This is a genomic window from Arthrobacter sp. GMC3, from assembly GCF_002929305.1.
GTDB lineage: Bacteria > Actinomycetota > Actinomycetes > Actinomycetales > Micrococcaceae > Specibacter.
The window spans coordinates 1-19366 of the sequence record NZ_PJIO01000014.1 but is presented as its reverse complement, the minus strand read 5'-3'; the positions used below and the strand labels follow the sequence as shown (position 1 = coordinate 19366).

The following is a 19366-nucleotide window of genomic DNA, read 5'->3' as shown; positions in this document are numbered from 1 at the left end:
CGGCCTAGGCTGCGTCTTCGGCGGAGAGTGTCATCCAATTCTTGAGGACATTGGCGGCCGCACCGCTGTCAATGGCCGCCTCGGCACGCGCCGCTGCGAACCGGATGCGCTCCTGAAGTGTCCCGGAGGCGGAACGGTCGTAGGCAACCAGTCCGGCCGCCGCGTTCAGAACCACCGCGTCACGCACCGGGGAGCGTTCCCCGTCGAGGATCCTGCGCACGATGTCGGCGTTGTACTGCGCATTCTCACCGCGGAGGTCTTCAATCCTCGCACGGGGAATGCCGACATCCAGGGGGTCAAAAATGGATTCGGTGACCTGCTTGTCCCTGATTTCCCAGACAGTGGAGGGGCCCGTCGTGGTCAACTCATCCAGGCCGTCACTGCCACGGAACACCAAGGACCGCACGCCGCGGGTCGCCAGGACACCGGCCACCAAGGGTGCCAGGCGAGCGTCGGCGACGCCGATGGCTGAGGCAGCCACCCGGGCCGGATTGGTTAGCGGCCCCAGCAGATTAAAGGCTGTCGGAACCCCCAGCTGCCGCCGTGCAACAGCTGCATGGCGCATGGACGGGTGGAAGTAGTTAGCGAAGCAAAAGGTGATGCCCACCTCGGTGGCGGCCCTGGCAACGAGGTCAAGGGACATGTCCAGCCGGACGCCCAACGCCTCCAGTACGTCCGCGGATCCTGCCGCCGATGACGAGGCACGGTTTCCATGCTTAACCACGGTGGCGCCCGCGCCGGCACAGACCAAGGCCGCCATGGTGGAGATGTTAACAGTATTGAGCCGGTCCCCACCTGTGCCGACAATGTCCAGCGCCTCGACGTCGATTGCCAGGGGGCGGGCATTGGAAAGCATCGCTTCGACCAGGCCCGCAACCTCAGCCACCGTCTCACCCTTGGCGCGCAGGGCAACCAGAAATCCAGCGATCTGCACATCATTGGCGTTCCCGGCCATGATGGTGTTCATGGCCCATTCCGTCTGCCCAGCCGAGAGGTCTTCGCGGGCTATCAGCGCGGCGATAAGATTGGGCCACGTGGGGTCGGCGGGCAGTGCCGCATCTTGAGCATTCACCCTCCAAATATTAGAGCAAACACCGGCACACCAAGCGAATGTGACCATTGACACCGCCGCCGTGTTGTGCATAGCTCTCTGGGTTAACCCTGTGAAACCCCCGGAATTTCGCAAGTTTGTAGAAAAAGATTTTCGAAACGGCATTTCGCATTGGGATTGCTGGAGTTTTATAGACATAATGTCTATGTGACAACTGCGACCCATGCCCCCAGTACCCCGGCGCATCCGACGCTGAATCGACCCAACATGGTTTCTGTAGGAACCGTAGTTTGGTTGTCCAGCGAGCTGATGTTCTTCGCCGGCCTTTTTGCCATGTACTTCACGCTTCGCTCCACCACTGGTGGACTGTGGGCGGAAGAAACGGCCAAGCTGAACTTCCCGTTCGCCTTGGTAAATACCCTCATCCTGGTTTCGAGCTCATTCAGCTGCCAGATGGGCGTTTTTGCCGCTGAGAACCTTCAGCCGCGCCGCACCGGCCGCCTCTTCCAGTTCTCCCGTTGGGGAATGACGGAGTGGTTCTTGCTGACCTTCGTTCTTGGTGCCATCTTCGTAGCCGGTCAGTCGACCGAGTACGCAATGCTGACCTCCGAGCACGTGACCCTTAACGCCAACGCATACGGCTCCGCCTTCTACATGACAACAGGTTTCCACGGCCTGCACGTCATCGGCGGCCTCATCGCGTTCCTACTCATCATCGGCCGCGCCTACGCCGCAAAGAAGTTTGGACACTTCGAAGCAACCAGCGCGATCGTTACCTCGTACTACTGGCACTTCGTGGACGTTGTGTGGATCGGCCTCTTCTTGGTCATCTACGTCCTGAAGTAAGCTGAACCCCAGCTTTCTTCTACACGAAGCAGAATTAGCTTTTGCGGCTCTCACTAGGGGCTGCCGAATATAGATCAAAGGAACCACCAAGTGAAGGCACTCTCGCAGAAGCGACGTCATCCGCTGGCTGCACTAGCGTTGCTAGTGTTGGGGCTCATGTTGACAGGTGGGCTATACGCCGTTGTCACAACCGTGAATGAAGCCAAGGCCGACACCACCACCTTTACCGCACAGCAGGTTGATGAGGGAGAGAAACTCTTCGTCGCCAACTGCGCCACATGCCACGGCGTTGGTGCCAGCGGTACGGACGCAGGACCGTCCCTCGCAGGCGTCGGCGCAGCCGCCGTCGACTTCCAGGTAGGCACGGGCCGCATGCCCATGCAGATGCAGGGACCGCAGGCACGCGAAAAGCCTAAGCAGTTCAACGCGGACCAGACCCGCGAACTGGCCGCCTACGTAGCCACCCTCGGCGACGGACCGGCCTTGCCGGAAGAGCAGTACATTGACGGCAAGGGCGACGCCGCAGTCGGCGGGGAGCTCTTCCGCGTCAACTGCGCCATGTGCCACAACGCTGCTGCTGCAGGCGGTGCCCTGACCCGTGGCAAGTTTGCTCCCGCCCTGGCCGGAGTGTCCAACAGCCACATGTACAGCGCCATGGTCACCGGGCCGCAGAACATGCCCGTCTTCAACGACGCCAACATTTCCCCCGAGGGCAAGCGCGACATCATCACGTTCTTGAACACCATCGAGAACCAGGGCTCACCCGGCGGAGCCAAGCTTGGCTCACTCGGGCCCGTCTCCGAAGGTCTCTTCCTTTGGACCGCCGTTATGGGCGTCGTCATTGGCTTCACCATCTGGTTGACGTCGCGCACGTCCTAACCAGGGCCCGCACCAAAGATTTTGGCTGCTTCTTGCAGCCGTGAGAAACATACATTACGACCCCGGGAAATTACCGGGATAAGAGAAGGATGAGGGGATTATGGGCAACCATAGTGACGGCACGCCGACAAGCTCGGACGCCGTAGCTAAGGCTGGTCACGAAGAGGTGGATAAGTTCCAGGACCCGGGACTTCCTCCACATCGTTTGCGACTGGCTGACACGGACCCCAAGGCAGCAAAGCGGGCCGAGCGCCAGGTGGCGATTCTTTTTGGAATTTCCATCATTGGCACCCTGCTTTTCTTCTTTGCCTACTTTGGCATTCGCCTAGATGACACCATCGCCACGTTGCGGATGCAGAATCTGTTCCTTGGGCTGGGTATTGCCTTCGCCATGCTGGGCATTGGTACCGGAATCGTGCACTGGGCCCGCGCCCTGATGCCCGACCATGAAGTCTCTGAGGAACGCCACGAACTGCGCACCGAAGAAGATCGTCTGGCCGCCGTGCAGATCGTTGACGACATCGTCGAAGAAACCGGCATCAAGCGTCGCCCGCTGATCCGCAACACCCTCATCGGAGCGATGGCCCTGGCACCTTTGCCGGCCATCGCCATCTTCCGTGACTTGGGTCCGCTTCCGGGCAACACCTTGCGCCACACCTTGTGGAAGGAAGGCGAGCGGCTTTCCCGCGACCCCGACGGCACACCCATCAAGGCTTCAGATGTCACCATCGGCTCTGCGTTCCATGTCATCCCCGAGTCTCTGAACAGCCTCGAGCACGGCAAGCTCAACGAGAAGGCCAAGGCTGTTGTCTTGCTGATGCGTTTGAACCCGGAAGACCTCAACCCGTCCGCGGGCCGCGAAGACTGGGCCTACAACGGCATTGTTGCCTACTCGAAGATCTGCACCCATGTTGGTTGCCCTGTTGCCCTGTACGAGCAGCAGACGCACCACCTGCTGTGCCCCTGCCACCAGTCAACCTTTGACTTGACGCAGGAGTGCAAGGTCATCTTCGGCCCGGCTGTACGCCCCTTGCCGCAGCTGCCCATCACGGTGGACAGCGAAGGCTACCTGGTTGCACAGAGCGATTTCCACGAACCTGTTGGACCTAGCTTCTGGGAGCGTGGCTGATCATGACGAGTACAACTCAAGAAAAATACGTTCCTAAGACGAGCACCGGACGCATCACAGACTTTGTTGATCAGCGTGTTGGCGGTTCCGGCATGCTTCGCGAATTCGGCCGGAAGGTCTTCCCCGACCACTGGTCCTTCATGTTCGGTGAAGTCGCACTGTACTCCTTCGTCATCTTGCTCCTCTCCGGAACATTCCTGACGTTCTTCTTTGACCCGTCAATGGCGGAGACACACTACAACGGCTCGTACGTACCCCTCAAGGGCGTCGAAATGTCAGTGGCCTACAGCTCCTCGCTGAACATCTCCTTTGACATCCGTGGCGGCTTGCTCATGCGCCAGATTCACCACTGGTCGGCGCTGCTGTTCGTTGCAGCCGTATCGGTGCACATGCTTCGCGTATTCTTCACCGGTGCGTTCCGCAAGCCCCGCGAACTCAACTGGGTTGTCGGTGGCGTTCTGCTGATCCTCTCGATGGCTGCCGGCTTCACCGGCTACTCACTCCCCGATGACCTGCTGTCCGGTAACGGCCTGCGCATCATCGACGGCGTCATCAAGTCCATCCCGATTGTAGGCACCTACATCTCCTTCTTCTTGTTCGGCGGAGAATTCCCGGGAACCGCGATCATCGGCCGCCTATACATGATGCACATCATGTTGGTACCGGCACTGATCCTGCTCATGGTTGCCATCCACTTGTTCATGGTGGTCATCCACAAGCACACCCAGTACCCCGGCCCGGGACGTAACGACCGCAACGTGGTCGGTTACCCCCTCGGCCCGGTATATGCCGCCAAGGCTGGTGGATTCTTCTTCATCGTCTTCGGCATCATCGCCTTTGTTGCCGCAACGTTCACCATCAACCCCATCTGGAACTACGGTCCCTACGACCCCTCCCCCGTATCCGCAGGCACACAGCCTGACTGGTACATCGGCTGGGTCGACGGAGCGTTGCGCTTGATGCCGGGCTGGATCTTCAACATCCCCATGGAATGGCACATTCCCCTCCCGTGGGGTGTGAATACACTGACCTTGAACGTCTTGATCCCGGCACTGATTCCGGCTGGCCTGGTGTTCACACTGTTGTTCACCTACCCCTGGATCGAACGCTGGATCACTCGCGATGACCGCGAACACCACGTACTTGACCGCCCCCGCAACGTACCGACCCGTACGGGCATCGGCGTTGCAGGCTTCATCTTCTACTGCGTGATGTGGGCAGCGGCAAGTTCCGACTTGATCGCAACGCACTTCCAGGTCTCCTTGAACGACGTCACGTACTGGTTGCGTGCACTGTTCTTCATTGGCCCGATCCTTGGCTTCATCGTGGCCCGTCGTGTCGCCCTAGCCTTGCAACGCAAAGACCGCGAGATCGCACTTCACGGTCGCGAAACCGGACGCATTGTTCGGCTCCCGCACGGTGAGTTCCAGGAAATGCACGCTCAGCTCGACGACTACAAGCGTTATAAGCTTGTGGGCTACGAGTCGCCTCTTCCCGAAGAAGGCATTCCGAACGAGAACGGCATCGTCACGAAGACCGAAAAGCGCCGGGCATTGCTCAGCCGCTTGTTCTTCGAGGACCGCGTGGCACCTGCCACACCGTCCGAACTCGCTGCAGGCCACGGTCACCATGAGGCCATCGAGTCCAGTGACGAGACCAAGTCGGTCGAGCACTAGGGCACGTAGCCATTCATCGGCGCTAAAGTAATGAGGCGGTTCCCTTAGGGGAACCGCCTCATTACTTTAACCAAAGAACCCAATCACTACCCGAACCCTGTTACTGGGTTCAGCGTCCCCCGGAACATGAGCGCACCCCCGCTCCCCCACGCCCCTGTGGACGCCCTTTGCGGGCGATTCCTAATAGGTGCGCCGTGCCCTTACGCCGGGGCGCTGGAGGGGAACACGCAGCTTGTACCTGTCAGCCCGGTAGAACGAGACGGAATAGTCTACGGTTGACCTCGAAACGAATGCGTGACGCTCCATTCGCAAAACCGGGGCACCGACGTCGACCTTCAGTAATCTTGCGATGGATGGAGTGGCGGCATTGGCCTCCACAATGTCCTCCCCCCACTCAATCAGGAGCCCATAGCGCTCACTGAGAAGGTTGTACAAGGAGATGGGCGGTCCGTGATCCAGGATGCCCGGCACGCGCCAGGCAGGGATGAAGTTTTCATCCACGCTCATAGGCTCCTCATCAGCCAACAGCAGCCTCCGGAAGCGAATGACCGGCTGACCCTCCTCCATTTGGAGTTCGCGCGCCAGGCGGGCCGTTGCCGGAATCTGTTCAAAGGAGAGGGTCTTGGCCGCCGGGCGCATGCCGCGACGTTGCATCTCCTCCGAATACGATGTCAGCTTGACTTGCACGTCAAGCTTTTTGTGCGAGACGAAGGTGCCAACCCCAATGACTCGATCCAGGAGTTCTTCATCGACCAGGGCCTCGATGGCATGCCTGACCGTCATTCTGGCAACACCAAAATGTTCGGCAAGATCGCGTTCGGACGGCAGCTGACTGCCCGCCTTCGCGTGCTCGGTAACGAAGCTTCGCAGCAGCTCACGCAATTGGATGTGCACAGAGATGGCAGACCCACGATCGACGCTGCCAGCAACTTTGTTCGCCGGCGGCACTAAATAGCCCATGAAACTCCTTTGATGACCATCTCCAGCCTAAAACACGACTACTCTCTATACGTAAAACAACTACCGTCAAGGAGCAAGAAATGTACACCCGGAAAGCCACCATAGCGGCCAGCGTCGGCTTGCACGCCAGGCCCGCTGCGGTCTTTGTCCGCGCCGTCAACAAAACCGGTCTACCTATTACGGTGGCCAAAGAGGGACTGGCACCGGTGGATGGGCGGTCGCTGCTGGAGGTCATGACTGCAGACTTCGAGTGTGGTTGTGAGGTGGAACTGGCTGTGGCCTCACAGGACCACGACGACGACGAAGTACGCCACGCAATCGACCACCTGGCGCAGCTGCTTGAAACAGATCTCACCGATCCCGCCTAGCCACTTCAGGGACGCAGGCAAAGAAGCAAAAAGGAGGGGCTGCCCACTACCAAAAGTAGTGGACAGCCCCTCCTTTCTAACAGCTCAGGGAAACATCCCTAGGGAGAGTTAGTGGGCGTGATCGCCGCGGCTGTATTCGTAAACCCAGCCGATCAGTGCAATGACTGCCAGGCCGGCTCCGAAGAACAAGACCCACCACCCAACGGCCAAGCCCAGGAAACCCAGGGCACAGGACATGCCCAGAACCAACGGCCACCAGCTCCAGGGGCTGAAGTGCCCCTGCTCGCCGGATCCTTCATGGACCTCGGCGTCGACACGGTCCTCGGGACGCGGGCCAACCCGGTTGCCCGTGTAGTACAGGTACGCGCCAATCATCAGGCACAGGCCCGCTACCAGGTAAATGGCCAGGTAGCCGACGTGTTCATGCCAGTCGACCATGAATCCGTAAACGGTGGCGACGGGGATGAAGAAGAAGCCCATCAAGAGGAAGAACCAAGCTTCAACCTTCATTTGCTTGCTCCATTCGACGAGGCACCAACGGGTACCGGCTGGTAGTGCGGCGCAAGCTCAGGATGGTGAAGATCCAGGGCCGGGCGCTCGGAACGAATACGCGGCAGTGACGTGAAGTTGTGACGCGGCGGCGGGCACGAGGTGGCCCATTCCAGCGAGGCACCAAAGCCCCACGGGTCATCAACTTCGACCTTCTTGCCATTGCGCCAGGTGATGTAAACATTCCAGAACCACGGAATCATCGAGGCGCCCAAGACGAACGAGGAAATCGTGGAGAACTGGTTCATCCAGGTGAAGTTATCTTCAACCATGTAGTCGGCGTAGCGACGCGGCATGCCCAAAACACCCAACCAGTGCTGGATCAAGAACGTGCCGTGGAAGCCCAGGAACAGCATCCAGAAGTGGATCTTGCCCAAACGCTCGTTCAGCATACGGCCGGTGAACTTAGGCCACCAGAAGTAGAAGCCGGCGAACATGGCGAACACTACGGTGCCAAAGACCACGTAGTGGAAGTGGGCAACCACAAAGTAGGTGTCCGAGACGTGGAAGTCCAGGGGCGGTGAAGCCAAGATGATACCGGTGAGGCCACCGAACAAGAACGTCACCATGAAGCCAAGGCTCCAAAGCATGGGCGTCTCAAAGGTCAGCGAACCTCGCCACATGGTACCGATCCAGTTGAAGAACTTCACACCCGTTGGTACGGCGATCAGCATCGTCATGAAGGAGAAGAACGGCAACATAACCTGACCGGTGACGTACATGTGGTGAGCCCACACGGTCACAGACAGGGCAGCAATGGCGATGGTTGCAAACACCAAGCCCTTGTAACCGAAGATCGGCTTGCGGCTAAAGACCGGGAAGATCTCAGAAACAATGCCGAAGAACGGTAGCGCAATAATGTACACCTCGGGTGGCCGAAGAACCAGAACAGGTGCTGCCAGAGCATGGCCCCACCATTTTCGGCATCAAAGATGTGTGCACCAAAGCGGCGGTCTGCACCGAGCGCGAACAGCGCTGCAGCCAGCGGCGGGAACGCCATCAGGACCAAGATGGCCGTGACCAGGGTGTTCCAAGTGAAGATGGGCATGCGCCACATCGTCATGCCCGGGGCACGGAGGGTGATGATGGTGGTGATGAAGTTGACGGCACCCAAAATGGTACCGAAACCCGACAACGCCAAACCAAAGACCCACAAGTCGCCACCGATGCCGGGGCTGAAGGTGGTGTTGGACAGTGGTGCGTAGGCGAACCAACCGAAGGCGGCCGCACCCTGGGGGGTAATGAAGCCGGATACTGCAATGGTGCTACCGAAGAGGAAGAACCAGAACGCCAAGGCGTTCAGTCGCGGGAAGGCAACGTCGGGGGCACCGATTTGCAACGGCATGATGACGTTGGCAAAGCCAGCGAACAGCGGCGTTGCGAACATCAGCAACATGATGGTGCCGTGCATGGTGAACAACTGGTTGTACTGATCTTTGGTCTGCAGGATCTGCATACCGGGCTCAAACAGCTCCGCACGGATGATGAGCGCCATGACTCCACCGAGACAGAAGAAGATGAACGATGCGATCAGGTACATGTACCCAATCGTCTTGTGGTCGGTGGAGGTGATCCAATTGACGACGATACGTCCCTTGGACACGGGAACCACCTTAGGTGCAGCCGAATTAACTTCGGTTGCCGAGTACTCGAGTGTAGACACTTTCCTCCTCCCCCTACTTCTGATTCAGATTCGGATTGCGGTCATACTTATTACCCAGCTCGCCAGTCTGGCCCTTAGCCTTCAACGAAGCCAGGTGAGCATCAAACTCGGCCTGCGTGACAACCTTGACGTTGAAGAGCATCTCGGAGTGGTATTCACCACAGAGTTCTGCGCACTTGCCGTCAAAGGTACCCAAAGCTGTGGGCGTCAAGGTCATGTAGTTGGTCTTGCCGGGCAAGATGTCCAACTTGTTCAAGAATGCCGGCACCCAGAAAGAGTGGATGACATCGCGGGAGTTCAGCTGAAGCTCAACCGAGCGGTTGACGGGCAAGTACAAGGTGGGCAACGTCGACTTGTCGAACGGCTTGCCGTCGAGCTGAGCCTGAACACCGACGTCGTAGACGGCATCCTTGACATCGTTGCCGGCCAGGTAGTTGAAGTCCCATGACCACTGCTTGCCGCGGACGTCAATGGTGACATCGGGGTTGGCATCGCGAGCGGTGATGGATTGCTGCGCCGAGTCGGTGAAGTAAAAGAACACCAACACCATGAAAAGCGGAACCAGCACATAAAAAACCTCCAACGGGAGGTTGTAGCTGGTCTGTCGCGGGAAACCGGTGGCACCCTTGCGACGACGGTAGGCGATGATGCACCAGATGATCAGACCCCACGTAATAAGGCCGATGATCAATACTGTGATCCAGGTATTAACCCACAGATCAATGATCCCTGCCGTGTGATTGGTCGTATCACGTTCGGCTGGCAACCAGCCGTTCTTATTCTCTGCCGTACATCCTGACAAAGCTAACGCTCCGGCAATTGCCAGCCCCGCTATGGGGATGACTTTTGCGCGTCGGCTGCCGGTTCGGTCCTGCGAACTCACAGACGGCCCTTCCTCTTGTTACTGCGCACCATTGCGGCTATGTGCCACGGGTGCGAAACGGGTTTTACTACTCGATGTAGAGCTTACCGCTAGAGCACGCAAAAAACGTACTAAACCCACCGTGCGTCGGCGGCAAAACCAAGTTTTGCCGCCGAAGTGTTCTACAAGGAGCAGAAAAACATTTGGTTAGTGGAATGAATCACCGCAGGCGCATGAGCCTCCGGCGTTGGGGTTGTCGATGGTGAACCCCTGCTTTGAGATGGTGTCCTCAAAGTCGATGCTGGCACCGTCAAGGTAAGGAACACTCATTTTGTCGATGACAACCTCGACGCCGTCAAAGTCACGGACGGCATCCCCGTCCAGGATCCGCTCGTCAAAGTAGAGCTGGTAGATCAGGCCCGAACAGCCGCCGGGCTGGACAGCTACGCGCAAGCGAAGGTCAGTGCGACCTTCCTGCTCAAGCAGGCTGCGTACTTTGCCTGCGGCGACGTCGCTGATCAACACGCCGTGGGCGGGAAGTTCGGTGGCGTCGCTGACAGCCGTGGGGGTTTCTTCGTGGACATTTGCAGTCATGGCATTTCCTTACGTGGGGTACAAGTACATGCTACGTCGGGCCCGGCAGGGGCGCTAACTTAGGCAACCATTTTTGCCCAATTTCTGTTCCCACGCCGGGCCCCCAACTAGCGGGTGTTCATGGCTGCCAGCATGAGCGCTTCGGCCACGATGGCCTTCTCAAAGTCGCCCAAGTGGAGGGACTCGTTGGCGCTGTGGGCTCGTGAGTCCGGGTCTTCCACGCCGGTGACGAGGATTTGGGCCGCGGGGAACATGTCGTTGAGGTCCGCAATGAAGGGAATGGATCCGCCCATGCCACTTTCCACTGCGTCCACGCCCCAAGACTCCCCCAGGGCCCATAGGGCGGTCTGGGCCGCTGGCGCACTGGTGTCGGTGGAGAAGGCCTGCCCGGCCTCCCCGGCAGTGAAGGTGACCTGGGCACCGAAGGGTGCGTGCTTTTGCACGTGCGCGTCCAGTGCCGCCATGGCCTCCTCCGGGACCTGACCGGGAGCCAAGCGGAGGCTGAGCTTGGCACGTGCCGCCGGCAGCAGGGTGTTCGAACTCATGGCCACTGAGGGGATGTCCATGCCAATGATGGACAACGCAGGCTTCGACCAGAGGCGTGAGGTGATGGTGCCCGTGCCAGCCAGCAGGACGCCGTCGAGCACCGCAGCGTCACTTCGGAAGGTTTCCTCCGGGTAATCCAGGTCCGAGTCCGCCGCTGTTGCCAATCCTTCAATAGCGACGGAGCCCTGTTCGTCATGGAAGGTGGCGATGAGGCGGGCCAGAAGTGTGGGGGCGTCAAGGATGGGGCCGCCGAACATGCCAGAATGCACGGCATGGTTTAGCACCCTCACCTCCACGGTGCCATCCACCAGGCCACGCAAGCTGGTGGTGAGGGCGGGGACGCCGATCTTCCAGTTGGCGGAGTCGGCCACCACGATCACATCACCGGCAAGGAGTTCATGGTGTGTCTGCAAGAAGGTGCGGAAGGTGGGCGATCCGGCTTCTTCCTCCCCCTCGATGAAGAGCGTCACGCCCAGGCCGTAGTTGGCGCCCAGCACCTCGTTCAATGCCCGAATGGCACCAATGTGCGCCATGATGCCGGCTTTGTCGTCCGCAGCGCCGCGGCCAAAGAGGCGGCCGTCCTTTTCGACGGCAGTAAACGGCTCCGTCTCCCACAGGGTCAGATCGGCGGGGGGCTGCACGTCATGATGGGCGTACAGCACCACCGTGGGGAAGCCCGGCTCCGCGGGCTTCCGGGCGACGACGGCAGGGCCACCCGGTGTTCCGTCTTCCTTGTTCACGCGAAGGATCTGGACGTCGTCCAGGCCCGTGCTGCGGATCAGCGCAGCAACTGCCTCGGCGCTGCGATCCAGCTGGGAGGCGTCGAAAGCCTCCCAGGCGATGCCGGGAATAGCCACTAGGTCCACAAGCTCGGCAACGGTGGCGGAAAAGTTGTTGGCAACACTGCCGCGCAGTTCGGCAACGGGGACTCCGGCTCCAATGGGAGCGGACGGGAGGGAGAAGTCATCAGTCATGGACGCAACATTACTGCCACACCACTGCTTTCGGTCATAGTTACCAGCCACGACGGGGTATCCTTTACGGGTGTTTGGACGAAAGAAAGATCAAGCCCCCGACCAGCAGCTGACGGCTGCCTCCTCCGAGCAGATTGACCGGTCCAAGGACCCGCAATCCGCCAAAGGCGTGCCCACGCCGTCGCGAAAGGCCCAGGAAGAGGCCCGCAAGCGCCCCCTGGTGCCCAACGACAGGGCAGCAGCAAAGGTTGCCGCACGCGATGCCCGCCGCGAGGAGCAGGCCCGGATGCGGCGCGCCCTGGACACTGGTGAGGAGCGCTTCCTTCCGGCCCGTGACAAGGGACCGCAGAAGAAATACGCCCGCGACTACGTAGACGCCCGTTTCAGCCTCGGCGAATACGTCATGTTCGTTGCCCTGGCGATCGTCGTGCTGACGGTTGTGGTTCCTCCCACCAGCAATTCACAAATCATCATCTTCGGCCTGTTCTGGGTCATGGTGGCCGGAGTTGCCGTGGACGCCTGGTTGATGTCGCGCAAGCTCAAGCGCAAAATCACCGAGAAGTTCGGCAGCGTTGACCCCGGTGTCACCTGGTACGGCACCATGCGTTCCTTGCAGTTCCGCCGCCTGCGCCTACCCAAGCCCATGGTTAAGCGCGGAGAATGGCCTAGCTGATACTCATACCACCACGCCGGTTCCCTCATCAGAGGGGACCGGCGTCGTATTTTAAGTTCCGCAAGGGCCTAGCGTCCTCCCCTCAACTCGCTCCTCCCCAGCCGCTCCCACCACTCGCAAGCTCGCGGCGGGTCCCTCGCGGCAGTGGCCCCACGTTGGGGGCCCCTCGGACGCTAGCGCCAAGCGTCCTCCCCTCAACTCGCTCCTCCCCAGCCGCTCCCACCACTCGCAAGCTCGCGGCGGGTCCCTCGCGGCAGTGGCCCCACGTTGGGGGCCCCTCGGACGCTAGCGCCGAGCGTCCTCCCCTCAACTCGCTCCGCTCGTTGGGGGCCCCTCGGCCGCTAGGCTGGGGGCCATGGACTATAGATACCTTGGCCGCTCAGGCCTGAAGATCACTGAAATCACCTACGGCAACTGGCTCACCCATGGATCCCAGGTGGAGAACGACGTCGCCACGGCCTGCGTCCGAGCCGCTCTTGACGCGGGCATTACCACCTTTGACACTGCCGACACGTACGCGAACGGCAAGGCCGAGGAAGTCCTTGGCGCGGCACTGGCCTCCGAACGGCGGGAGTCTCTGGAGATTTTCACGAAGGTGTACTGGCCGGTGGGGCTGAAGGGACCCAACGACACTGGGCTCTCCCGTAAGCACATCATGGAAGGCATCAACGGCTCTTTGCGGCGTCTGAACATGGACTACGTTGACCTGTATCAGGCCCACCGATTCGACTATGAAACACCGCTGGAGGAAACAATCTCCGCGTTTGCAGACGTGGTTCGGGCGGGCAAGGCGCTCTACATCGGGGTTTCCGAGTGGAATGCCGAACAGTTGCGGCGAGGTCAGCTCCTGGCCCGTGAGGCCGGCTTCGCGCTGGTATCCAACCAACCCCAGTACTCAGCCTTGTGGCGCGTGATTGAACCCGAAGTCATCCCCGCCGCCAAGGAACTGGGCATGTCCCAGGTGGTGTGGTCGCCCATGGCGCAGGGCGTCTTGAGCGGCAAGTACCTGCCCGGTCAGCCAGCCCCGGCCGGTTCGCGCGCTACGGACGAGCACGGTGGGGCGAACACCATCAAGGCGTATCTTGATGATTCCATTCTGACAAACGTGCAAAAGCTGCGGCCCATAGCCGATGAGTTGAGTTTGTCGATGCCGCAGCTGGCCATCGCTTGGGTATTGCAAAACGAGAACGTGGCAACGGCGCTGGTGGGAGCCTCGCGGCCCGAGCAGGTCGCCGAGAATGTTGCCGCTTCCGGGGTGAAGATTCCCGCCGAGCTCATGGCGGCCATTGACGAGGCGTTGGCACCCAGTATTGTCAACGATCCCGCTAAGACCCTCAGCCCGGCCACACGCGTGGCGTAGCCGGGCGTCTTGACTACTTACGCAGCTGGACCAGTTCTTTGTTGATGCGCGCCGCCCAGAAGGGGCCCTCATACAAGAAGCCCGTGTAGCCCTGGACCAGGGTGGCACCGGCGTCGAGGCGTTCTTGCACTTCGGCGCCGGTTTCCACGCCGCCCACGGAGATCAGTGTGAGCGAATCGCCCACGGCGGCCTTTAGCTGGCGGAGTACAGCGAGCGAACGAGCTTTCAGAGGTGCCCCGGAAAGACCGCCGGCACCCTTCTCTTCCACCATGACTGCCGGGCTTTTTAGGCCGTCGCGGCTAATAGTGGTGTTGGTGCAAATGATGCCGTCGAGCTTCAGATCCAACGCAAGAGCTGCGACGTCGGCCACGTCGTCGTCGGAGAGGTCCGGGGCAATCTTGACCAGCAACGGCACGTGTCGCCCGGACGCCGAATCTGCCGCCTCACGTACACCTGTCAGCAGCGGGCGCAAGGTTTCGACGTTTTGCAGCAGTCGCAACCCTGGCGTGTTGGGCGAGCTGACATTAACGACCAGGTAATCTGCGGCCGGGGCCAGAGTGCGGGCGCTGATGAGGTAGTCCTCCAGCGCGTCATCGAGTTCCACCAGTTTTGTCTTGCCGATGTTCACGCCGACCACTGGGCGCACGGTCGGGTAGCTCTTGGCCAACTCTGACACCGCTTGGGTCAGGCGCGGCGCAACGGCGGCGGCGCCGTCGTTATTAAAGCCCATGCGGTTGATGACAGCACGGTCCTCCACGAGGCGGAAGAGGCGCGGCTGCGGGTTACCGGGTTGGGACTGGCCGGTAATGGTGCCAACCTCGATGTGGCCAAATCCGAGGTTTGCAAGTGCATTGATGCCCTTGCCTTCCTTGTCGAACCCGGCGGCCAGGCCAAACGGCGTAGGAAATGTCAGGCCCAAGGCACTAGTTTGCAGCGACGGTGACGGCGCGAACATGCGGCGCAGCACGGCACCGGCACCCACGGTATGGGCGGTCTTGATCAGGGTGAACCCGATCTTGTGCGCCCTTTCGGCGTCCATCCAGGAGAAACAGAGCCGGAAAAAGGTGGGATAAATTCGCATACCTCCTAGTTTTCCGTCTCGGCGCCCCAACTGCAAAACGTCTCACTGCCCATTCTTCGCCGTTGAGGCAGGCATCGGCGCTAGCATGGCCACATGGAGAGCAACGAGGTGGGTACACAGTTCCACGCTGACGTGGTGGTGGTGGGGGCAGGTCTGTCCGGGCTGGTCAGTGCTGCGGAGGCCTATAACGCGGGCAGGAGGGTCCTGATTATTGACCAGGAACCCGAGGCATCCCTGGGCGGGCAGGCACACTGGTCCTTTGGTGGGCTGTTCCTTGTGGACACCCCCGAGCAGCGGCGCCTGGGCGTGAAGGACAGTGTAGATCTTGCCCTGGGCGATTGGATGGGCTCTGCCGCCTTTGACCGCCCGGAGGACCACTGGGCGCGCCAATGGGCGGAAGCGTACGTGAATTTCGCCGCCGGGGAGAAGCGATCATGGCTGCACGCCCTGGGGGTGCGGTTCTTCCCGCTGGTCCAGTGGGCCGAGCGCGGTGGTTATGACGCACAGGGCCATGGGAACTCTGTTCCACGCTTCCATGTTGTGTGGGGTACGGGGCCAGGGATCTTGGAGCCCTTCATTGCCAAGGTCACCGAAGGCGTCGAATCCGGACGTGTCCAGTTTGCCTTCGGGCACCGTGGCACCGAGCTAATGTTCGACGCCGGGCGGGTCACCGGCGTGCGCGGCGACGTTTTGGCGCCGTCCGCCAACGAGAGAGGTGTGGCCAGCAGCCGCGAGGTTGTGGGCGAATTCACAGCGTCCGGAGCCGCCGTGGTCGTCACCACCGGCGGTATCGGCGGCAATCACGCGATGGTCCGGGAGCAGTGGCCCGAACACAAGAGTCCCAAATACTTGCTGACAGGTGTTCCCGCATCCGTGGACGGCGAGTTTCAACAAGCCGTCGCCACAGCTGGTGGAAACCTCATCAATACGGACAGGATGTGGCACTACCCGGAGGGCATCCACAACCCCGATCCTGTGTGGCCAAACCACGGCATCCGCATCCTCTCTGGTCCGTCACCCCTGTGGCTCGACGCCACAGGACATAGGCTTCCTGTCCCTTTGTTTCCGGGTTTCGATTCTCTCGGCACGCTCCGACACCTGGGAACAACCGGCCACGATCATTCCTGGTTTGTGCTAAACCAGACAATCATCAGCAAGGAGTTCGCCCTCTCGGGGTCTGAACAGAACCCCGACCTGACGGGCAGGGACGTGAAGTTGCTGGCTAAACGCGCATTGCCGGGGGCCACCGGGCCCGTGCAGAACTTCCTGGACCGCGGAGTCGACTTTCTGCAGGCAACTACGGCGCAGGAACTGGGCACGAAAATGAACGCTCTCATCGGCGAAGACTTAATTGACCCGCAAGGCCTGCTTGAAACCCTGGAGGCACGGGACCGGCAGGTACACAGCGGCTTGGGAAAGGACACCCAGCTCAATGCCATCCGCGAGGCCCGCCGCTTCTCCACTGACAAACTCATGCGCGTGGTGCCACCGCACGCCATGTTGGCGCCGGAACACGGGCCGCTGATCGCCGTGCGGCTTTCGACGTTGACCCGCAAGAGCCTGGGCGGGTTACAGACTGATCTGACCGGACGGGTCTTGAATTCTGACGGCGAACCCATCGCCGGTCTGTACGCTGCTGGGGAGGCCGCGGGGTTCGGCGGCGGCGGCTTGCACGGGTACAGGTCTCTCGAGGGCACATTCCTGGGCGGCTGCCTCTTCTCCGGGCGCATCGCCGGGCGTCAGGCCGCCAGCGACACCGCCGGATGACGGCCGCAGCAAAACCGGGCTGGATACCGGATATTCTTGGTCCCGACTATCAAGCCATGACGCTTCAGGCGCCGCGGCCCGACGGCACAGCTCGACGCGCCACGCTTGTCCGGCACCGACCAATTGTTTCTGCCACCACCGGCGTCTCGCCGCGCCGGGCCGTGCTCTTCATCCATGGCTGGAGCGACTACTTCTACAACACCGGGTTGTCCGAATTCTTTACTCATCGTGGGTACGACTTTTACGCGCTGGATTTGCATAACCACGGGCGCAGCCTGGAAACGGCAGAGCTTGGCGGATACGTGGACGACCTCGCAGATTACGACGACGAAATTGTCCTCGCCCATCAAGCCATTGCGAAAGACGTTCGCCCCGGCTCGGCTTGGGGCGGCAAGCAGGGCCCAGAAATTGGTGACACTGGAGCACCCGCTGAGGCCACGGTTATTCTGATGGGCCACTCAACCGGTGGCCTCATCGCCGCACTGTGGGCCCACAAGTACCCGGAGAAGGTCAGCCACCTAATCCTCAACAGTCCTTGGTTGGAAATCCAAGGCGGCGCTGCTATCCGGCGGGCCGCCACTCCCCTGGTGCGACCTGTTGCCGATCGCCGACCTTTGACCAGAATGCGCGTGCCGGAGCGCACGTTTTACTGGCGCGGGATCAGCGACGAAGCCTATGGGGACTGGCACGTGGATCGGCACATGCGACCACCGCAGGCCTTCCCCGTCAGGGCCGGATGGATGCAGGCGATTCTGTCGGCCCAGCGGCAAGTGGCCAACGGACTGGACCTGCCCATGCCCGCCCTAGTTTTGCTGTCCGCGCGAAGCATGCTTGGACCGGTTTGGAACGACGCCATGCTTCACGCGGACGTCGTGCTAGATGTTAGGGCGCTGTCTTTTCGAGCACTGTCACTGGGCAGCAGCGTGTCCATAGAACGGATTGACGGCGCCTTGCACGAGGTGTTCCTCTCCAGTAAACCTGTGCGGGAGGAAGCCTACGGAAGGCTGGACCGCTGGCTGCGGGGCTATGTCGGTTAGCGACGCACTAGGCCGCGGCCGAGCAAACATGTCCCTGGCCGGCGTTTCCTGGTGGCGCTAGAAGGGTGCGGGGAGGTCGTTTTCGTTGTGGGTGTGGTGGTATTCGCGGCCGGTGGGGGTGGTGGTTTTGGTGGTGCCGTTGGTGGTTGGTTCCACGGTCCATCCGGTGGTGGGGTGGTCTTTGAGGCGGTGGCAGTAGGTGGATCGTGGGCGGAGGTTCTCCACGCTGGTTTCGCCCCGGGGCAGGGCGGTGCCGTCGGGTGTGTAGCGGGGTTGGTAGAACGGGATAGTGTGGTCGATCTGGCAGGTCCGGGAGGGTGCGTCGCAGCCGATTCCGGTGCAGACGGGGTCCAGGAGCCTGACGAGGCGAACCATGTCGGCGGGAGGTTTGTAGGAGTGCCGGCTAACGCTCAAGATGGTTCCTTTTTCTGGGTCCGTGAGGATCCGGTGCCAGGAGGTGGCCCCCGCGGCAAGTTCTCTGGCCTGCTCCGCGGGAATCGGCCCGTAACCGTCGAGGTGACCAGGGTCCTCGGATAGGTTCAGCAGGGTCAGGAACGGGATGGTGACGTTGACCTTCGCCGGGATACGCGGCATAAACCCAGGCCCGGACACGACAACGCCCCTACTCGGCAGGCCCGGCAGGCCCGGCCTGCCGGGCTGCTGCCGGGTGTTCACCGTGCCGCTATTGGCAACCATCATGTTTCCGGGCACCGTGTTTTCGTGCGCCCTGTTCCCGAATGTGGCGTCTTCTGGCAAGGAGATCCCAGACCAGGTGTTCCCCATCCCGGCCTCTGCTGGTAGGGCGTTCCCTACACCGGTGGGGTTATCGCAAGAACAGCTGCCGCAGGTGCTGGCGGGGTGGAGGAAGGCTTGGTGGGTCAGGTCCAGGAAGCAGTCGGCGAGGTAGTTCTCCAGACTGCGCGAGGGCCTCCCGGTAGGAGTGGGTGCGGTGGAAGGCTCCCCGTCGTGCTGGGCGCGTAACGCCCATGCCTCCAAGGACTGGAACAGGGCCAGGGCAGGGGTAGCGGGCAGGATCGCCCCGAGCTGGGCCATCCCGTCAGGCAGGGGTGTGAACCAGACCCGGCGCTGAGTCCGGGCACGTTCATGGCGCTCGGTCAAGGGTTCGGGGTTGTGGCGTTCGGCCAGGCGGCGGATCTTACGAGTCAACCCGGCCGGGTTCATCCGGGACGCCCCGGGCAGAAACAACGGCTCCAGGACCGCGAACAAGGATTCAGGTATGTTCTCTAGACCCCGCAGGATCGCCTTGACCCGCAGAGCTTGTCAAGATTTCTGTGTAAGTGGTTCATTGTCTCTTTAGTTCATGTATCTGTTGATCCGGTCCGGGTAGGCC

Annotated in this window: 17 protein-coding genes and 1 pseudogene; 9 read left to right on the top strand and 9 right to left on the bottom strand. The window is 60.9% G+C overall.

Features of this window, described 5'->3' with window-relative positions:
- Nucleotides 1-4 precede the first annotated feature (4 nt).
- On the bottom strand, nt 5-1072 hold the full coding sequence (trpD, locus tag CXQ94_RS17955) for an anthranilate phosphoribosyltransferase (protein ID WP_258067198.1): 1068 nt from the start codon (nt 1070-1072) through the stop codon (nt 5-7).
- Nucleotides 1073-1258: 186 nt separating this feature from the next.
- On the opposite strand from trpD, the gene CXQ94_RS17950 reads away from it, so the two are divergent.
- The 4 genes from CXQ94_RS17950 to CXQ94_RS17935 all read left to right on the top strand — a co-directional run bounded on the left by CXQ94_RS17950 (nt 1259) and on the right by CXQ94_RS17935 (nt 5581).
- Nucleotides 1259-1897, top strand: coding sequence for a heme-copper oxidase subunit III (locus CXQ94_RS17950; protein ID WP_181034291.1), 639 nt, complete (start codon nt 1259-1261; stop codon nt 1895-1897).
- A 90-nt stretch (nt 1898-1987) separates the two neighbouring features.
- The gene (locus CXQ94_RS17945) at nt 1988-2776 is read left to right on the top strand and encodes a c-type cytochrome (RefSeq protein ID WP_104091964.1); all 789 of its coding nucleotides are present in this window, start codon (nt 1988-1990) and stop codon (nt 2774-2776) included.
- A gap of 100 nt (nt 2777-2876) precedes the next feature.
- Nucleotides 2877-3905, top strand: a complete 1029-nt coding sequence (locus tag CXQ94_RS17940) for a ubiquinol-cytochrome c reductase iron-sulfur subunit (protein WP_104091963.1) — start codon at nt 2877-2879, stop codon at nt 3903-3905.
- 2 nt (nt 3906-3907) lie between these two features.
- On the top strand, nt 3908-5581 hold the full coding sequence (locus CXQ94_RS17935; RefSeq protein WP_104091962.1) for a cytochrome bc complex cytochrome b subunit: 1674 nt from the start codon (nt 3908-3910) through the stop codon (nt 5579-5581).
- A gap of 180 nt (nt 5582-5761) precedes the next feature.
- Here the strand turns inward: CXQ94_RS17935 and CXQ94_RS17930 are convergent, their stop codons facing one another.
- Nucleotides 5762-6541, bottom strand: coding sequence for a GntR family transcriptional regulator (locus CXQ94_RS17930; RefSeq protein WP_104091961.1), 780 nt, complete (start codon nt 6539-6541; stop codon nt 5762-5764).
- Nucleotides 6542-6621: 80 nt separating this feature from the next.
- Here CXQ94_RS17930 and CXQ94_RS17925 point away from each other — a divergent pair, with 80 nt between their 5' ends.
- On the top strand, nt 6622-6909 hold the full coding sequence (locus tag CXQ94_RS17925; RefSeq protein ID WP_104091960.1) for an HPr family phosphocarrier protein: 288 nt from the start codon (nt 6622-6624) through the stop codon (nt 6907-6909).
- 108 nt (nt 6910-7017) lie between these two features.
- Here the strand turns inward: CXQ94_RS17925 and CXQ94_RS17920 are convergent, their stop codons facing one another.
- The 5 genes and pseudogenes from CXQ94_RS17920 to CXQ94_RS17900 all read right to left on the bottom strand — a co-directional run bounded on the left by CXQ94_RS17920 (nt 7018) and on the right by CXQ94_RS17900 (nt 12097).
- The gene (locus CXQ94_RS17920; RefSeq protein ID WP_104091959.1) at nt 7018-7419 is read right to left on the bottom strand and encodes a cytochrome c oxidase subunit 4; all 402 of its coding nucleotides are present in this window, start codon (nt 7417-7419) and stop codon (nt 7018-7020) included.
- A pseudogene (gene ctaD, locus CXQ94_RS17915) lies at nt 7416-9070 on the bottom strand (cytochrome c oxidase subunit I). Before ctaD ends, CXQ94_RS17920 begins: the two are co-directional and overlap by 4 nt.
- A gap of 64 nt (nt 9071-9134) precedes the next feature.
- Nucleotides 9135-10004, bottom strand: coding sequence for a cytochrome c oxidase subunit II (coxB, locus tag CXQ94_RS17910; RefSeq protein ID WP_104091958.1), 870 nt, complete (start codon nt 10002-10004; stop codon nt 9135-9137).
- Between the two features lie 186 nt (nt 10005-10190).
- On the bottom strand, nt 10191-10577 hold the full coding sequence (locus CXQ94_RS17905) for an iron-sulfur cluster assembly accessory protein (protein ID WP_104091957.1): 387 nt from the start codon (nt 10575-10577) through the stop codon (nt 10191-10193).
- A 107-nt stretch (nt 10578-10684) separates the two neighbouring features.
- On the bottom strand, nt 10685-12097 hold the full coding sequence (locus CXQ94_RS17900) for a dipeptidase (protein ID WP_104091956.1): 1413 nt from the start codon (nt 12095-12097) through the stop codon (nt 10685-10687).
- A gap of 109 nt (nt 12098-12206) precedes the next feature.
- Here CXQ94_RS17900 and CXQ94_RS17895 point away from each other — a divergent pair, with 109 nt between their 5' ends.
- Nucleotides 12207-12770, top strand: coding sequence for a DUF3043 domain-containing protein (locus CXQ94_RS17895; protein WP_258067215.1), 564 nt, complete (start codon nt 12207-12209; stop codon nt 12768-12770).
- 355 nt (nt 12771-13125) lie between these two features.
- Nucleotides 13126-14130 (top strand): aldo/keto reductase family protein, encoded by a 1005-nt coding sequence (locus CXQ94_RS17890; protein WP_104091954.1) that lies wholly within the window; start codon nt 13126-13128, stop codon nt 14128-14130.
- Between the two features lie 13 nt (nt 14131-14143).
- Here CXQ94_RS17890 and CXQ94_RS17885 read toward each other — a convergent pair whose 3' ends face one another.
- Nucleotides 14144-15211, bottom strand: coding sequence for a quinone-dependent dihydroorotate dehydrogenase (locus CXQ94_RS17885; RefSeq protein ID WP_104091953.1), 1068 nt, complete (start codon nt 15209-15211; stop codon nt 14144-14146).
- Between the two features lie 93 nt (nt 15212-15304).
- On the opposite strand from CXQ94_RS17885, the gene CXQ94_RS17880 reads away from it, so the two are divergent.
- Nucleotides 15305-16978, top strand: a complete 1674-nt coding sequence (locus tag CXQ94_RS17880) for an FAD-binding dehydrogenase (protein ID WP_104091952.1) — start codon at nt 15305-15307, stop codon at nt 16976-16978.
- A 56-nt stretch (nt 16979-17034) separates the two neighbouring features.
- Nucleotides 17035-18015: an alpha/beta hydrolase gene (locus CXQ94_RS17875; RefSeq protein ID WP_258067196.1), complete on the top strand. Its 981-nt coding sequence runs from the start codon at nt 17035-17037 to the stop codon at nt 18013-18015.
- Between the two features lie 57 nt (nt 18016-18072).
- Here the strand turns inward: CXQ94_RS17875 and CXQ94_RS17870 are convergent, their stop codons facing one another.
- Nucleotides 18073-19242 carry a DUF222 domain-containing protein gene (locus tag CXQ94_RS17870; protein WP_181034290.1) on the bottom strand — a complete coding sequence of 390 codons (1170 nt, stop codon included), beginning with the start codon at nt 19240-19242 and terminating at the stop codon, nt 18073-18075.
- Nucleotides 19243-19366: the final 124 nt, after the last annotated feature.

What these genes read in the sequence shown, in the direction of transcription:
- CXQ94_RS17900 (WP_104091956.1), bottom strand. Translation starts at nt 12,097, where the DNA reads ATGACTGATGACTTCTCCCTCCCGTCCGCTCCCATTGGAGCCGGAGTC.
- CXQ94_RS17925 (WP_104091960.1), top strand. Translation starts at nt 6,622, where the DNA reads ATGTACACCCGGAAAGCCACCATAGCGGCCAGCGTCGGCTTGCACGCC.
- CXQ94_RS17940 (WP_104091963.1), top strand. Translation starts at nt 2,877, where the DNA reads ATGGGCAACCATAGTGACGGCACGCCGACAAGCTCGGACGCCGTAGCT.
- CXQ94_RS17935 (WP_104091962.1), top strand. Translation starts at nt 3,908, where the DNA reads ATGACGAGTACAACTCAAGAAAAATACGTTCCTAAGACGAGCACCGGA.
- CXQ94_RS17890 (WP_104091954.1), top strand. Translation starts at nt 13,126, where the DNA reads ATGGACTATAGATACCTTGGCCGCTCAGGCCTGAAGATCACTGAAATC.
- CXQ94_RS17930 (WP_104091961.1), bottom strand. Translation starts at nt 6,541, where the DNA reads ATGGGCTATTTAGTGCCGCCGGCGAACAAAGTTGCTGGCAGCGTCGAT.
- CXQ94_RS17885 (WP_104091953.1), bottom strand. Translation starts at nt 15,211, where the DNA reads ATGCGAATTTATCCCACCTTTTTCCGGCTCTGTTTCTCCTGGATGGAC.
- CXQ94_RS17920 (WP_104091959.1), bottom strand. Translation starts at nt 7,419, where the DNA reads ATGAAGGTTGAAGCTTGGTTCTTCCTCTTGATGGGCTTCTTCTTCATC.
- CXQ94_RS17905 (WP_104091957.1), bottom strand. Translation starts at nt 10,577, where the DNA reads ATGACTGCAAATGTCCACGAAGAAACCCCCACGGCTGTCAGCGACGCC.
- CXQ94_RS17880 (WP_104091952.1), top strand. Translation starts at nt 15,305, where the DNA reads ATGGAGAGCAACGAGGTGGGTACACAGTTCCACGCTGACGTGGTGGTG.
- CXQ94_RS17875 (WP_258067196.1), top strand. Translation starts at nt 17,035, where the DNA reads ATGACGCTTCAGGCGCCGCGGCCCGACGGCACAGCTCGACGCGCCACG.